General features: G+C 62.8%; 14 protein-coding genes. 10 read left to right on the forward strand and 4 right to left on the reverse strand.

Translation table 11 applies throughout. The annotated features are described in order from the left end of the window. Positions 1–20 precede the first annotated feature (20 nt). The 10 genes from FA94_RS07960 (at position 21) to FA94_RS08005 (ending at position 8342) form a co-directional block, all read left to right on the forward strand. Positions 21–674 carry a hypothetical protein gene (locus FA94_RS07960; protein ID WP_035548703.1) on the forward strand — a complete coding sequence of 218 codons (654 nt, stop codon included), beginning with the start codon at positions 21–23 and terminating at the stop codon, positions 672–674. Positions 675–684: 10 nt separating this feature from the next. Further along, complete coding sequence (locus tag FA94_RS07965; protein ID WP_035548706.1) at positions 685–1233, forward strand: TlpA family protein disulfide reductase; 549 nt, start codon at positions 685–687, stop codon at positions 1231–1233. Positions 1234–1427: 194 nt separating this feature from the next. Continuing rightward, the gene (gene aroQ / locus FA94_RS07970; RefSeq protein ID WP_006051861.1) at positions 1428–1883 is read left to right on the forward strand and encodes a type II 3-dehydroquinate dehydratase; all 456 of its coding nucleotides are present in this window, start codon (positions 1428–1430) and stop codon (positions 1881–1883) included. 69 nt (positions 1884–1952) lie between these two features. Further along, positions 1953–2426, forward strand: a complete 474-nt coding sequence (accB, locus tag FA94_RS07975) for an acetyl-CoA carboxylase biotin carboxyl carrier protein (protein ID WP_035548710.1) — start codon at positions 1953–1955, stop codon at positions 2424–2426. Between the two features lie 127 nt (positions 2427–2553). After that, a complete protein-coding gene (gene accC / locus FA94_RS07980; protein WP_035548712.1) occupies positions 2554–3921 on the forward strand; it encodes an acetyl-CoA carboxylase biotin carboxylase subunit in 1368 nt (455 codons plus the stop codon). A 3-nt stretch (positions 3922–3924) separates the two neighbouring features. Further along, positions 3925–4827 (forward strand): 50S ribosomal protein L11 methyltransferase, encoded by a 903-nt coding sequence (gene prmA, locus FA94_RS07985; RefSeq protein WP_035548716.1) that lies wholly within the window; start codon positions 3925–3927, stop codon positions 4825–4827. Between the two features lie 48 nt (positions 4828–4875). Next, complete coding sequence (locus FA94_RS07990) at positions 4876–6222, forward strand: zinc-ribbon and DUF3426 domain-containing protein (protein ID WP_035548720.1); 1347 nt, start codon at positions 4876–4878, stop codon at positions 6220–6222. Between the two features lie 85 nt (positions 6223–6307). Next, positions 6308–6808: a thiol peroxidase gene (tpx, locus tag FA94_RS07995; RefSeq protein ID WP_035548722.1), complete on the forward strand. Its 501-nt coding sequence runs from the start codon at positions 6308–6310 to the stop codon at positions 6806–6808. Between the two features lie 93 nt (positions 6809–6901). Continuing rightward, a complete protein-coding gene (locus FA94_RS08000; protein ID WP_035548724.1) occupies positions 6902–7840 on the forward strand; it encodes a carbohydrate kinase family protein in 939 nt (312 codons plus the stop codon). A 25-nt stretch (positions 7841–7865) separates the two neighbouring features. Then, positions 7866–8342, forward strand: a complete 477-nt coding sequence (locus tag FA94_RS08005) for an outer membrane lipoprotein (protein ID WP_035548728.1) — start codon at positions 7866–7868, stop codon at positions 8340–8342. Between the two features lie 300 nt (positions 8343–8642). Here the strand turns inward: FA94_RS08005 and FA94_RS08010 are convergent, their stop codons facing one another. From FA94_RS08010 to FA94_RS08025, 4 genes are all read right to left on the reverse strand, one after another. Beyond that, entirely contained in the window at positions 8643–9329 is a 687-nt protein-coding gene (locus FA94_RS08010) for a histone H1-like DNA-binding protein (protein ID WP_035548731.1), read from the reverse strand. Between the two features lie 30 nt (positions 9330–9359). Next, complete coding sequence (locus FA94_RS08015) at positions 9360–9686, reverse strand: hypothetical protein (protein ID WP_035548732.1); 327 nt, start codon at positions 9684–9686, stop codon at positions 9360–9362. A gap of 86 nt (positions 9687–9772) precedes the next feature. Beyond that, entirely contained in the window at positions 9773–11005 is a 1233-nt protein-coding gene (locus FA94_RS08020) for a ribonucleotide-diphosphate reductase subunit beta (RefSeq protein WP_081935765.1), read from the reverse strand. An 849-nt stretch (positions 11006–11854) separates the two neighbouring features. Further along, entirely contained in the window at positions 11855–14851 is a 2997-nt protein-coding gene (locus FA94_RS08025) for a ribonucleoside-diphosphate reductase subunit alpha (protein ID WP_035548738.1), read from the reverse strand. Between the last annotated feature and the right edge of the window lie 122 nt (positions 14852–14973).

The raw sequence follows: 14973 nt of genomic DNA on the forward strand, positions 1-14973 counted from the left end.
ATCTCTAGTATCATTGCCGGATGGTCCGCAAATCACATTTCGATCCCCTGCGCGTGCGCGAAGAAATCGCTATCGCGGCTGCCAGGATGATCGCCGAAGACGGTCTCGACTACGCCACGGCCAAGCGCAAAGCGGCCCGGCAGGTAGTCGGCGAGAGCCGTGTTGCCGGCGAATGGCTGCCCGATAACGACCAGATCGAAGAAGAAATCCGTGAATACCAGTCGCTCTTTCAGGGCGACAGTCAGCCGCTGCTGTTGCGGCGCTTCCGCCGTGTCGCGGTCGACTGGATGGAGCGACTCGCGCCGTTCAATCCGTATCTGACCGGCGCGGTGCTCGGCGGCACGGCCGGCGAGCACTCGGACGTTCACCTGCAGGTGTTCTGCGACAACCCGAAAGAAGTCGCGATCTACTTCCTGAACGCCAACATCCAGTACGACGTCTCCGAAACGCGGCATTTCGCCGGACGCGGCTACGTCGAAACGCTGAGCTTCCTGTGGCGTCCGGCAAACGAAGGGCGCGAGGCGGAGCCGGTCGGCATCCACGTCGCGCTTTACGAAACCGACGACCTGCGCGGCGCGGTGCGCGCCGACGCACGCGGCCGCACAGCCCGGGCCAATCTGCAAGCGGTTCAAGCGTTGCTCACCAGCAGCGAAGCTACCCCTTCTACTAATTAGACTGATAACCATGAATACGAGACGGATTCTGACAGGCGCGCTCGTCGCGATCGTTGCCGCCTGCGGCGGCGTGCTGGCCAATCACTGGTTCAGCGGCGACAGCGAAGTCGCCCACGCTGCGCAAACCACAGTCGCGCCGAGCGCGGTCGAACAACTGTGGGCCGCGCCGGTCACCACCGTCGACGGCAAGCCGCAGTCGCTAAGTTTGCTGAAAGGGCACCCAATCGTCGTCAACTTCTGGGCGTCGTGGTGTGGCCCCTGCGTCGAGGAAATGCCGGCGCTGTCGCAACTTCAGCGCGATTACGCGAAGAAAGGCATCCAATTCGTTGGACTTGGCGTCGATTCGGAGAAAAACGTCCAGGCGTTCCTGCAAAAGGTGAAGGTGGCGTACCCGATCTACATTACCGGCTTTGGCGGCGCCGACCTGGCGCGGGCCTTCGGCAACAACGCGGGCGGCCTGCCGTTCACCGTGGTGATCGACGCCAAAGGCAATGTGCGCTCGACAAAATTAGGCCAAATCAACCCGGAAGCGCTCCGGCAGACCCTCGACGCGCTTTAAATTTCACATTCTTTTAACGCTCGATTCCTGCCGGTACGCGCAAAAATACGCGCAAATCGCATGAATTTGAGAGAAGATGGGCGCCCGGCGCGACGGCAAATCGCCGCCCGCGCCGCTCGTTACGTGCGGGAAACTAGACAAGTTTCTCTAATCAGCGCTAAAGTGCGCCCAATTCCACGGAAAAAGAAGCGACCATGACGCGACTGCTGGTACTGCACGGACCCAACCTCAACCTTCTCGGCACCCGGGAACCCGAGGTCTACGGTCGCGTGACCTTGCCGCAGATCGATCAGGCGCTGGCGGACCGCGCAGCGGACGCAGGCGTCGAACTGGCGTCGTTCCAGAGCAACCACGAAGGCGCTCTGGTGGATCGCATCCAATCCGCCCGGACTGAAAAAACCGATTTCATACTGATCAATCCCGCCGCGTACACGCACACCAGCGTGGCCATTCGGGACGCACTGGCGGGGGTCGGCATCCCGTTCGTCGAGATTCATCTGTCGAACGTGCATCGTCGCGAACCGTTCCGGCATCACTCGTATTTCTCCGACCAGGCTGAGGGCGTGATTTGCGGCCTCGGCTGGAAGGGATATCTGTACGCGCTCGAATTCGCGCTCGACCGGCTCGCCGCCGGTTCGTCGCGCGGCTGATTCCAAACACGTCTAATTTGCGCCGGCTGCGTATGCGCCGGCACTTTACGCATTGAAAGGGGCTTCCTGATGGATCTACGTAAACTGAAAACTCTGATCGACCTCGTCTCGGAGTCTGGTATCTCCGAACTCGAAGTGACCGAGGGCGAAGGCAAGGTGCGCATCGTCAAGAACGCGCCGCCGGTTTACGTGCAACCGTCCGCCTCGTACGCGCCGCAATACGCGCAGCCGGCTCCGTTCCCGGGCGGCGAAGCGCCGGCCGCGGCCGCAGCAGGCGCCCCGGCTACGCCGGCGCCGGTCGTCCCGCAAGGTCACGTGGTGACGTCGCCGATGGTCGGCACGTTCTACCTCGCGCCGTCGCCGGGCGCCGAGCCGTTCGTTCAGGTGGGCGACACGGTCAAGGAAGGCCAGACGATCTGCATCATCGAAGCGATGAAGCTGCTCAACGAGATCGAGTCGGACAAGGCCGGCGTGGTGAAGGAAATCCTCGTCGATAACGGCCAGGCGGTCGAGTATGGCCAACCGCTGTTCGTGGTCGGCTAACGCGGCACGCTTTGCGCTTTTTGCGCCTGCCGCCCGCGCGTCCGCCCTCCCGGGGCGCGCGACCGATCCTCTGAGGCAGCCTGCACCGTGACCGGCCGGGCGCCCATTGATGAGTCGAAAAACCGCTATGTTTGAAAAAATCCTCATTGCCAATCGTGGCGAGATCGCGCTCCGCATCCAGCGCGCGTGCCGCGAACTCGGCGTCAAGACCGTCGTCGTCTATTCGGAAGCCGACAAGGAAGCCAAGTACGTGAAGCTCGCCGACGAGGCGGTCTGTATCGGCCCGGCGCCTTCCAATCTGAGCTACCTGAACATGCCGGCGCTGATCAGCGCGGCTGAAGTGACGGACGCCGAAGCGATCCACCCGGGCTACGGCTTCCTGTCGGAAAACGCCGACTTCGCCGAGCGCGTCGAACAGTCCGGCTTCACCTTCATCGGCCCGCGCCCGGAAACGATCCGGATGATGGGCGACAAGGTCACGGCCAAGCAGACCATGATCAAGACCGGCGTGCCGTGCGTGCCGGGTTCGGAAGGCGCGTTGCCGGACGATCCGAAAGAGATCGTGAAGATTGCCCGCCAGGTCGGCTATCCGGTCATCATCAAGGCCGCCGGCGGCGGCGGTGGCCGCGGCATGCGCGTGGTCCACACGGAAGCGGCGCTGGTCAACGCGGTCAACATGACGCGTGAAGAAGCCGGCCGCGCGTTCGGCAATCCGCAGGTCTACATGGAGAAATTCCTGGAGAACCCGCGGCACATCGAAATTCAGATCCTCGCGGATTCGTTCAAGAACGCGGTGTGGCTCGGCGAGCGTGACTGCTCGATGCAGCGTCGTCACCAGAAAGTGATTGAAGAAGCGCCGGCGCCGGGTATCGCGCGCCGCCTGATCGAACGGATCGGCGATCGTTGCGCCGACGCCTGCAAGAAGATGGGCTATCTGGGCGCGGGTACGTTCGAGTTCCTGTACGAAAACGGCGAGTTCTACTTCATTGAAATGAACACGCGCGTGCAGGTCGAACACCCGGTGACCGAGCTGATCACGGGCGTCGACATCGTGCAGGAACAGATCCGCATCGCGGCCGGCGAGAAGCTCGCCTTCCGTCAGCGCGACATCGTGTTCAAAGGTCATGCGATCGAATGCCGGATCAACGCGGAAGATCCGTTCAAGTTCACGCCGTCGCCGGGTCGGTTGACCTCGTGGCATATGCCGGGTGGCCCCGGCATTCGCGTCGATTCGCACGCCTACAACGGCTATTTCGTCCCGCCGAACTACGATTCGATGATCGGCAAGCTGATCGCTTACGGTGCGACGCGCGAACAGGCAATCAACCGGATGCGCATCGCGTTGTCGGAAATGGTGGTGGAAGGCATTCTGACCAACATCCCGCTGCACCGCGAGCTGATGCTGGACGCGAAGTTCGTCGAAGGCGGCACCAGCATTCACTACCTCGAAAACCGGCTGGCCGCGAAGCAGCAGGCCGCACCGGAAGAAGCGTAAGTCATGAGCTACCGGGAATTGATCGTCGAGCTGGCACGCGAGCACGCGGAAGAGTTTTCCGACGCGCTGCTCGAGTTGGGCGCGTTGTCCGTGTCGGTGGAAGATGCGGACGCCGATACGCCCGACGAGCAGCCGCTGTTCGGCGAGCCCGGTCTCACGCCGGATCGCAGCGCGTGGCAACGTTCGCGCGTGATCGCTCTGCTCGCGCCGGAACACGAACCGGCGCTGCTGCTGACCGCCGCAGCTAATGAAATTGGCCTCGCGAACGCGCCGTCGTTCACGGTGCGGGAAGTCGAAGACCAGGATTGGGTGCGGCTCACGCAGTCGCAATTCGATCCGATCAAGATCGGCGAGCGCATCTGGGTCGTGCCGTCGTGGCATGACGCGCCGGACCCCGAAGCGCTCGTGCTCGAACTGGATCCGGGCCTCGCGTTCGGCACCGGCAGCCATCCCACCACGCGTCTGTGCATGGAATGGCTCGAGCAATCGGTGCAGGCCGGGCAGTCGGTGCTCGACTACGGTTGCGGCTCCGGCATTCTCGCGATCCTCGCGCAGAAATGCGGCGCGAATCCGGTGTTCGGCATCGACATCGATCCGCAAGCGGTCGAGTCGGCGCGTCAGAACAGCGAACGCAACCGCGCGGACGTTACGTACGGTTTGCCGGACGCCTGCCCGAGCGGCGAGTTCGACATCGTGGTCGCCAACATTCTGTCCAACCCGCTCAAGCTGATGGCGTCGATGCTGGCGTCGAAGGTCAAGCCGGGCGGCAAGATCGCGTTGTCCGGCATTCTGGCGCGCCAGGCGGACGAAGTCGCGCAGGTCTACGCGCAGTGGATCGATATCGGCGTATGGCGCGAACACGAAGGTTGGGTATGTCTGTCGGGAACGCGCCGCGAAAGCCATTAGAATAAGGCGTATTGTCCAACCAACGGCCTTTCGGCTTATCGGCTCAATATGCTCCTGGCAACGCGTTGCCCCTTCTGCGAAACCGTCTTCCGCCTGCAACCGGCGCAGCTCGCGCTGCGCCGCGGCCTCGTGCGCTGCGGGCATTGCAATGAAGTATTCGACGCCTCGAGCAGTCTGTTCGACGTCACCGAAGGCGGCGACTTCTCCACCGCCAAACCCGTCGAAGCCGCCGCCGCGATCGAAGCGTTATCCGGCGTTCGCGCCAGGAGCCCCGATTTCAGCGCTGAAGCGTGGGATCCGTGGGCGCCAACGCCCGACGCCGCGGTCGACAATCGCCTGCTGCACGACACCCACACTGTGCCGCTCTCGCCGGTTTCCACCAGCGCGGGCGTAGCGGTCACGCCGCATCACGCTCACGCGCACGAACCCGATCTGCCGGCCAGCGCATTCAGCACGCCGGTTCCGCCTGACGACGAACCGGTGCTGGCCGACGCGCCGCTCGAACCGTTCGCCTACCGGACCGAACCGCCGGCTGAAGACGCGCCGCGGGTTTGGCACAAGACCGATCGGTCCTCCGAACCTTCGTTGGACGAACCCGTTCTGCCGGAGTCGGCCAGTCTGCATGGCATCCCGGATAACGAACCGCGTTTTAACGCGGCCAGTTTTGCTGCGGGAGCTGGTGCAGGCGTGGCGGCCGGCGCCGCTATCGCCGAAGCCGAAACCGATGCCGATGCCGACGGCGGCACGACGGCGCGCTTCGGTGCATCGACCGCCAACACCTCCGCAACCGACGACCCGACTGCCTTCTCCGGCGCGGCGGCCGCATCCAGTGGCGAACCGTTCTCCGTTCACCCGGTGAACGACGGCGTCGATCCGTTCCCGGTCGTGCGCGAAACCCGCCCGGCCGAGCCGCGGCGCCTGGGCTGGATCATCGCCGGTTCGGTGGTGGCCGTGCTGCTGGTGCTGGCGCTGCTCGCGCAACTCGCCTGGTGGCAACGCGAAACCGTGCTGGTCTACTTCCCGAGCACGCAGACGCTCTACGCGAAAGCCTGCGCGCAACTCGGCTGCCTCGTCACGCCGCCGCACGACATCGACGGCTTGCAGGTCGAACCGTCCGATCTCCGGCAGATCGACGGCCCGCACAAGCTCGAACTGAAGATGCCGCTGCGCAACCGCTTCAACGTGGCGCTGGCCTACCCCGCTATCGAACTGACGCTGCTCGACGATCAGAACAACGTCGCCGTGCGCCGCGTGCTGTGGCCGCAAGACTACGTCCCGCCCGGCACACCGATCGCCGCCGGCCTGCCGGCCCGCAGCACGCAGACGATGATCGTGCATCTCGACACCGGCAACGCGGTCGCCTCCAATTTCCGCGTACAGATTTTTTATCCGTAACGCATCCTCGCGCGCCCGGCCATGATCGGGCGCATTCACCCTCGCATCTATCGTCAACACTGACGAATTTCCGGAGCACAAGAACATGAGTCAAGTCACGCTGGGTGGCAACCCGATCGACGTAGCCGGCACGTTCCCGTCGGTGGGCCAGAACGCCCCCGCTTTCTCGCTGGTCGGCAAGGATCTGAAGTCGCTGTCGCTCGCCGATTTCGCCGGCAAGCGCAAGGTGCTGAACATCGTCCCGAGCCTCGACACGCCGACCTGCGCGACGTCGACCCGCAAGTTCAACGAAGCCGCCGCGAAGCTGACCAACACGGCCGTGATCGTCGTGTCGGGCGACCTGCCGTTCGCCGCGTCGCGCTTCTGCACGACCGAAGGCATCGAGAACGTCGTCACGGCGTCCACGTTCCGCGGTCACGAGTTCGCGCAAGCGTACGGTGTCGACGTGACGAGCGGACCGCTGACGGGCCTGACGGCGCGCGCCGTGGTGGTGCTCGACGAGCACGACAAGGTCGTGCACGCCGAGCTGGTCGGTGAGATCAAAGACGAGCCGAACTACGACGCAGCCCTCGCCGCACTGAAGTAAAACCTTCGCGCACGAACCCCGGCGCCGCGCTTCATGCGCGGCGCTGTCGTATCGTCGCGCGCTTTCTCTATTGTTTTCACAGGAACCCTCGCCTTGGCTACGCTGATTTGCGGCTCGCTCGCCTACGACAACATCATGACTTTCGAAGGCCGCTTCCGGGAGCACATCCTGCCGGAGCAGGTCCATATCCTGAACGTGAGCTTCCTGGTGCCGACCATGCGCCGCGAGTTCGGCGGCTGCGCGGGCAACATGGCTTACGCGCTGCATCTGCTGGGCGGCGACGCGCGCATCATGGGCACGCTCGGCGCGGTCGACGCGCAGTTGTACATGGACCGCTTCACGGCGCTCGGCCTGTCGACGGAAAACGTGCTGGTGGTGCCGGACACGCACTCCGCCCAGGCGATGATCACCACGGACCTCGAGAACAACCAGATCGCCGCGTTCCATCCGGGCGCGATGATGCAGTCGCATCTGAATCGCGCCGATGAAGCAAAAGGCATCACGCTCGCGATCGTCGGACCCGACGGCTTCGACGGCATGGTCCAGCATTCGGAGCACCTGGCCGCTGCGGGCGTGCCGTTCGTCTTCGATCCGGGTCAAGGTTTGCCGCTGTTCGACGGCGCGACACTGCGGCGCATGATTGAACTTGCTACTTATGTAGCTGTCAACGATTACGAAGCCAAACTGGTGAGCAACAAAACGGGTTGGTCGATCGAAGAGATCGCCGGCAAGGTCGAAGCGCTGATCGTCACGCTCGGCGAGCAGGGTTCGCAGATCCATCATGCCGGCGGCGTCGAAGACATTCCGCCGGTCAAGGCACAGCAAGTGCTCGATCCGACCGGTTGCGGCGACGCGTTTCGCGGCGGCTTGCTGTACGGCATCGAGAACAAGCTCGGCTGGGCAACCACCGGCCGTCTGGCGAGCCTGATGGGCGCGCTGAAGATCGAATGCCAGGGCCCGCAAAACTACGCGCCCACGCGGGCGGAGATCAACGAACGGTTCAAGCAGGCGTTCGGATACGACCTGCCGTAATACCGAAAGCTATTGGAGTTAGGGAATGAGAACAACGAGTCGCCTGGTCGTGGCCGCTTTGATCGCCGGTTCACTGGCCATGTCGGGGTGTGCGTATAACAGCAGTTCCGCCGACGTCTATACGGCGTCGCAAGCGCAGCGCGAAGAAACGGTCCGCATGGGCACGGTCGACAGCGTGCGCGCCGTCAAGATCAGTTCGAACAACGGTCAGCCGAGCGGCCTCGGCGCAATCGGCGGTGGCGCGTTGGGTGCGGTGGCCGGCAGTGCGCTCGGCGGCGGCCGCGGTTCGATCGTCACGGGCATCATCGGCGGCCTCGCGGGTGCCGTCGCCGGCAATGCGGTCGAGAACGGCGTGGCGGTACACGACGGCCTCGAGATCACCGTGCGACTCGATAACGGCGACATGCGCGCCATCACGCAGAGCGCCACCGGCGAGATCTTCCGTGCCGGCGACCGCGTGCGACTCCTGTCGAGCGGCGGCGTGACGCGCGTCACGCACTAAAGTTTCCCCTCTCGCGCGGCAAGGCTCAGGCCACCGCCGCGGCGACCTCACACGCATGCCCTCCCCTGTGCATGCGTTTTTTTTCGCCCGCAGGTTTCAGCTTTGGCCAGCGATGCCTGGCAAACGCAGCGCGCCGGGCAGCAGGTTTCAGGTCCAGACGCCAGGCAAAAAAAAGTCCCGTCGCCGGAAACCGGCAACGGGACCCTGACCGAGTAACGCTCTCAACCTACCTTAAGCGCCACTCGATCATCGGACACATCGCGCGATGTGTCGAAGTACTTCTCAAGCTCAAGCTACCGCTTACGGACGGCTGCCCGTCGGGAACGGCCATGCTGCTGCCGGGTTCAGCGCGGTCTTCACCGTCGCTGCCGGTGCTGCGCTCGTGACGGACGTCGCTGCGGGTGCCGGTGCAGCCTTCTTGGCAACAGCCTTCTTCGCAGGAGCAGCCTTCTTCGCAGGAGCGGCAGCCTTCTTCGCCGGTGCAGCCTTCTTCGCGGGAGCGGCCTTCTTGGCAGCGGGAGCAGCCTTCTTCGCAGCAGGCGCAGCCTTCTTGGCAACAGCCTTCTTCGCAGCAGGCGCTGCCTTCTTCGCGGCAGCCTTCTTGGCAGGCGCAGCCTTCTTCGCAGCAGCCTTCTTAGCCGGTGCAGCCTTCTTCGCTGCGGCCTTCTTGGCCGGCGCTGCCTTCTTCGCTGCAACCTTCTTCACTGCGACTTTCTTTGCCGGTGCTGCTTTCTTCGCCGGCGCTGCCTTCTTTGCTGCAACCTTCTTCACTGCGACTTTCTTTGCAGCAACCTTCTTGGCCGGAGCAGCTTTCTTCGCTGCAACCTTCTTCGCCGGTGCTGCCTTCTTCGCTGCAACCTTCTTCACTGCGACTTTCTTAACAGCGACTTTCTTCGCCGGAGCAGCCTTCTTAGCCGGCGCAGCCTTCTTTGCTACAACCTTCTTGGCTGCGGGTTTCTTAGCGACTGCTTTCTTGATAGTTGCCATCATTTTCTCCTTCAGGTTTTCAGATGAGAGTCAGTTCAAACACCACCCTTCGTCAAAACCCGCTTCCCGCGGACGCTTCTCAGGGCGCGCGCTACGAAGCGAGCTATTCATCGGCGTACGCAGGTGCTGCGCGCTTACGCTAATGAATGCGGTAAGGCGCGCCGTGCCGAAAGGCACCGCGCGCCAGATCTGTTCGGCGTTGAAACTCAACGCCGGCAATTGCTTGATCGGGCCGCCGGCGATCACGCCGACGGCTTTTTCCGGAGGGAAGTTTGCCCATCCCACTGAAGGGTTCGCAAAGTGCCAGTCATGTTTGTGGGCCGCGAAGGCACGCGGCGCACCGGGCAAGCTTTGCATCAGGCGGTTCTGCTCCTAACCAAAATTGCCGCGGCGAAGGCCTGCGGCATCCCCATCAATGAATGCATCTGCAGCACGAACCCGGATCACTCCCAGGTCAGCGCGCCGCCAGTCTGATATTCGATCACTCGCGTCTCGAAGAAGTTGCGTTCCTTCTTCAGGTCGATCATTTCGCTCATCCACGGGAACGGGTTTTCCTCGTTCGGGTACAGCGGATCGAGACCGATCTGCTGGCAACGGCGGTTGCAGATGAAGCGCAGATAGCTCTTGAACATCGACGCGTTGAGGCCGAGCACCCCGCGCGGCATCGTGTCTTCCGCGTAACGATATTCGAGTTCGACCGCTTGCTTGAAGATCTCGCGGATGTCCGCGCGGAACTCAGCCGTCCAGAGTTGCGGGTTTTCGAGTTTGATCTGGTTGATCAGGTCGATGCCGAAATTGCAGTGCATCGACTCGTCGCGCAGGATGTATTGGTACTGTTCCGCCGCGCCGGTCATCTTGTTCTGACGGCCGAGCGCCAGGATTTGCGTGAAGCCGACGTAGAAGAACAGGCCTTCCATCACACAGGCGAACACGATCAGCGAGCGCAGCAGCGTCTGGTCTGTCTCGAGCGTACCGGTCTTGAAGCCCGGATCGGTCAGCACATTGATGTACGGAATCAGGAATTCGTCTTTCGCGCGGATCGAGGCAACTTCGTGATACGCGTTGAAGATTTCGCCTTCGTCGAGGCCCAGCGATTCGACGATGTACTGGTAAGCGTGCGTGTGGATCGCCTCTTCGAACGCCTGGCGCAGCAGGAACTGGCGGCATTCGGGCGCCGTGATGTGGCGGTAGGTGCCCAGCACGATGTTATTGGCGGCCAGCGAATCCGCTGTCACGAAGAAGCCCAGGTTGCGCTTGACGATGCGGCGCTCGTCTTCGGTCAGACCGTTCGGGTCTTTCCACAAGGCGATGTCGCGCGACATGTTCACTTCTTGCGGCATCCAGTGGTTGGCGCAACCCGCCAGGTATTTTTCCCAGGCCCACTTGTATTTGAACGGCACCAACTGATTGACGTCGGTCTGGCCGTTGATGATGCGCTTGTCGGCGACGTTGACCCGCGCTTCGGAAACGGCAGCCGTTCCAGCAGCATGAGCCGCGGCGATACCGCTTTCGAAAACATCTTGAGGAGCGAAGACGTTTCGATCCGAGGGAGCATGAGGAGCGGAACGCATTCCGACTTGCGAACCGACAGCCGATCCCGCAGCGCTGCGCAACACATCTTGTTGCGCGCCGCTCGAGGGAGGTACGGCAGTGATCTCGTCATCCCAGTTAAGCATAAATGTCACCATCAATTTAGAACGGTTTGTACCATCTTTTCACGAGCGATAAAAGAGTTCGCTGATGAAAAATCCTGTTTTCGATTCGCGTTGCTACGTTCATACAACACTTTGTTCAACAGACTGTGTGAGTCGCCTCGCGTGAAGCGTGTTGAACGTGTGTCGTCGAGGTGCTTCGCGAGCTCGAAGAGCAACGTGTCGATGCGACGTTTCGCTGCTCTATCTATCTGTATTGCGGAGTGCGTTTGCAGCATCTTGCGGTTGCGTTTTGCTGTGTCGCGTTGCTCGTTGCGTTGCTATCTGCGTTGCTCGTTGCGTTGCTTTTCGCGTTCGTCCGCAGAGGTCTCGCGGTGCTGCTGCGACTCTCTGCTACGCGTCTGCGTTTCGCTTGCGTTCGTCTATCTCTGCTTGCGTCCGCGCCCGCGTCTGTCTGTTCGTCAGCGCAAGCGAAGTGAAGTTCAATGTCGTGTCGAGCGATGCATCGGGCCGGCTGCGTTGATCGGCCCATCGATCGAAGCGTTTGCTCAAGCGCGCTGTGCCGCGCGCTTCGTCGGGTGTTGCCGACTGCTGACTACTGGCTGCTGATCTACCACTGAGGCCTCTCCGAGTTTCCACCGACCCGGCGCCTCGCGACTTCAGTCGCCTGCCCTGCTTCACTGCCCGTCGATGAGCGGCGCGGCTTCGACTTCTTTCACCGCACCGCTCATCGACTTCACTCGTCTGCGTCACTACCGCTTCATCGCATCGAGCTGCGTTGCTCGCCGCATTCGGGTGACTACCTACAACCCGTCAGCAAGCAACGCTCCCGCTATCTGCTTCGCGCTCACCCGCAGCGCTTGTTGGCAACGCTTACTGGCAAGCTTCGCACTCGTCGAAACCTGCGTCGCCCGGACGCATCATGCAGACCGGACCATCCGCTTCCGGCGCTGCTTCGACGACTGCTGCCGTGGCCGCTGCAGCCTGAAAGCCGCCCGGCGTTGCGCCGCCTCCGTTCGCGCCGAAGCCACCCGCTGCGCCGCCAGCCGCGCCACCCGAACCTTCGCCGCCGCCCGAACTCACCGCGTTCAGTTGACCGTGCGCCACCGTCGACTTCTCGACGTGCGTCGCCGCCATCGTGCGGAGGTAGTAGGTCGTCTTCAGACCGCGCACCCAGGCGAGCTTGTAGACCTCGTCGAGCTTCTTACCCGACGCGCCGCCCATGTAAATGTTCAGCGATTGCGCCTGGTCGATCCACTTCTGACGACGCGAAGCCGCTTCAACCAGCCACACCGGATCGAGTTCGAACGCGGTCGCGTAGATCGCGCGCAGGTCCGCCGGAATCCGGTCGATGCGCGACAACGTGCCGTCGAAGTACTTCAGGTCGGCGACCATCACTTCGTCCCACAGACCGCGCGCCTTCAGGTCGCGCACCAGGTAGTCGTTGACCACCGTGAATTCGCCCGACAGATTCGACTTCACATACAGGTTCTGGAACGTCGGTTCGATGCAAGCCGACACGCCGATGATGTTCGAGATCGTCGCCGTCGGCGCGATCGCGACGCAGTTCGAGTTGCGCATGCCGTACTGGGCGACCCGCGAACGCAGTTCGGTCCAGTCCATCGACTCGCTCGAGTCGACTTCCACGTAACCGCCACGCGCGTCGGCCAGCAGCTTCACCGAGTCTTGCGGCAGGATGCCGCGATCCCACAGCGAGCCGCGGTAGCTCGAGTAACGGCCGCGCTCTTGCGCCAGTTCCGTCGACGCGTAGTAAGCGTAGTAGCAGACCGCTTCCATCGACGTATCGGCGAACGCCACCGCCTCTTGCGACGCGTACGGCGTGCGCAGCAGATGCAGGCAGTCCTGGAAGCCCATGATGCCGAGACCGACCGGACGGTGCTTCAGGTTCGAGTTACGCGCCTTGGCGACCGCGTAGTAGTTGATGTCGATCACGTTGTCGAGCATGCGCATCGCGACGCTGATGGTGCGCTTGAGCTTGTCGTGGTCGAGCACGAGCGTGCCGTCGGCCTGTTCCTTCAGGTGGGCGACGAGGTTCACCGAGCCCAGGTTGCAGACGGCGATTTCGGCGTCGCTGGTGTTCAGCGTGATTTCCGTGCACAGGTTCGACGAGTGGACGACACCGACGTGCTGTTGCGGCGAGCGCACATTGCACGGATCCTTGAACGTGATCCACGGGTGGCCGGTTTCGAACAGCATGCCCAGCATCTTGCGCCACAGTTGCGCCGCCGGCAGCGTCTTGAACAGCTTGATCTCGCCGCGCGCGACCTTCGCTTCGTAAGCCGTGTAAGCCGTTTCGAATTCCGCGCCGAACAGGTCGTGCAGGTCCGGGCAGGTGGACGGCGAGAACAGCGTCCAGTCGCCGCCTTCCATCACGCGCTTCATGAACAGGTCGGGAATCCAGTTCGCCGTGTTCATGTCGTGCGTGCGACGACGGTCGTCGCCGGTGTTCTTACGCAGCTCGAGGAATTCCTCGATGTCCAGGTGCCACGTTTCCAGGTACGCGCACACCGCGCCCTTGCGCTTGCCGCCCTGGTTCACGGCGACGGCCGTGTCGTTGACGACCTTCAGGAAGGGAACGACACCTTGCGATTTGCCGTTGGTGCCCTTGATGTGCGAACCGAGCGCACGCACGCGCGTCCAGTCGTTGCCCAGACCGCCGGCGAACTTCGACAGCAGCGCGTTTTCCTTCAGCGCTTCGTAGATACCGTCGAGGTCGTCGTCGACCGTGGTCAGGTAGCACGACGACAGTTGCGAGCGATGCGTGCCCGAGTTGAACAGCGTCGGCGTGGACGACATGAAGTCGAAGCTCGACAGAATGTTGTAGAACTCGATGGCGCGCGCTTCGCGGTCGATCTCGTTCAGCGACAGACCCATCGCGACACGCATAAAGAATGCCTGCGGCATTTCGATCCGCACGCCGTCGTGATGCAGGAAGTAGCGGTCGTACAGCGTTTGCAGACCGAGGTAACCGAATTGCAGGTCGCGGCTGTTGTCGAGCGCGGCGCCCAGGCGCTTCAGGTCGAACTGCTGGAGCTTGTCGTCGAGCAGGCCGGCGCCGATGCCGCGCTTGATGAACTGCGGAAAGTACTCGGCGTAACGCTCGGCCATTTCGCCTTGCGTGACTTCGTCTTCGAGGATCTCGCGGCGGATCGTGTGCAGCAGGATGCGCGCGGTGACCTGGCTATACGCCGGATCTTTTTCGATCATCGTGCGGGCAGCCAGAATCGCCGAGTCGTAGACCTGGGTCATCGGCACGCCGTCGTACAGATTCTTGACCGTTTCCGCGATGATCGGGTCGGCGCTCACGGCGTCGCCCAGATTCGCGCAAGCGGATTCGATGATGCCGCGCAGCGCAGCCATGTCGAGTGGACGCGTGACGCCGTTGTCGGTCACGTTCAGACCCGGCGTGTTGGCGACGATCTGGTCGTCATGACCGCGCGCCTGGGTGCGCTTCTCGCGATACAGCACGTAAGCGCGCGCAACGTTGTGCTCGCCGCCGCGCATCAGCGCGAGTTCGACCTGATCCTGAATGTCTTCAATATGGAACGTGCCGCCGTTCGGGCGGCTGCGCACCAACGCACGCACCACGCTCTGCGTAAGTTGCTCGACCAGTTCGCGCACGCGCGCCGAAGCCGCGCCTTGACCACCGTTGACAGCCAGAAATGCCTTCGTCACGGCGATGGCGATTTTCGACGGCTCGAACGACACGACGCCGCCGTTGCGGCGGATCACCTTGTAGTCGGCGAGCGTCGCTTGCGGCGCGAGCGCCTGTGCGCCTTGTGCCTGGCCGAAGGCCTGGCCGGTCGGTGAACCCTCATAGCGGGTCGTCGCGTTGTCGGTGGTTTGCATGTGCAAAGCTCCTGGTCCTGGAAATGGTGCGGTGATTGCCGCGGATTAAAACGAACGCTGCGCCGCCGCGTGCGCAAGCGATAGGGTGCAGGAAAGAGGCTGGCTGAGCCGGTTGGCGGGAT

This window comes from Burkholderia sp. 9120 (assembly GCF_000745015.1).
Taxonomy (GTDB): domain Bacteria; phylum Pseudomonadota; class Gammaproteobacteria; order Burkholderiales; family Burkholderiaceae; genus Paraburkholderia.

Coding starts and splice junctions, on each gene's coding strand:
- FA94_RS07960 (WP_035548703.1), top strand. CDS start 21: ATGGTCCGCAAATCACATTTCGATCCCCTGCGCGTGCGCGAAGAAATC.
- FA94_RS07965 (WP_035548706.1), top strand. CDS start 685: ATGAATACGAGACGGATTCTGACAGGCGCGCTCGTCGCGATCGTTGCC.
- aroQ (WP_006051861.1), top strand. CDS start 1,428: ATGACGCGACTGCTGGTACTGCACGGACCCAACCTCAACCTTCTCGGC.
- accB (WP_035548710.1), top strand. CDS start 1,953: ATGGATCTACGTAAACTGAAAACTCTGATCGACCTCGTCTCGGAGTCT.
- accC (WP_035548712.1), top strand. CDS start 2,554: ATGTTTGAAAAAATCCTCATTGCCAATCGTGGCGAGATCGCGCTCCGC.
- prmA (WP_035548716.1), top strand. CDS start 3,925: ATGAGCTACCGGGAATTGATCGTCGAGCTGGCACGCGAGCACGCGGAA.
- FA94_RS07990 (WP_035548720.1), top strand. CDS start 4,876: ATGCTCCTGGCAACGCGTTGCCCCTTCTGCGAAACCGTCTTCCGCCTG.
- tpx (WP_035548722.1), top strand. CDS start 6,308: ATGAGTCAAGTCACGCTGGGTGGCAACCCGATCGACGTAGCCGGCACG.
- FA94_RS08005 (WP_035548728.1), top strand. CDS start 7,866: ATGAGAACAACGAGTCGCCTGGTCGTGGCCGCTTTGATCGCCGGTTCA.
- FA94_RS08010 (WP_035548731.1), bottom strand. CDS start 9,329: ATGGCAACTATCAAGAAAGCAGTCGCTAAGAAACCCGCAGCCAAGAAG.
- FA94_RS08015 (WP_035548732.1), bottom strand. CDS start 9,686: ATGCAAAGCTTGCCCGGTGCGCCGCGTGCCTTCGCGGCCCACAAACAT.
- FA94_RS08020 (WP_081935765.1), bottom strand. CDS start 11,005: ATGCTTAACTGGGATGACGAGATCACTGCCGTACCTCCCTCGAGCGGC.
- FA94_RS08025 (WP_035548738.1), bottom strand. CDS start 14,851: ATGCAAACCACCGACAACGCGACGACCCGCTATGAGGGTTCACCGACC.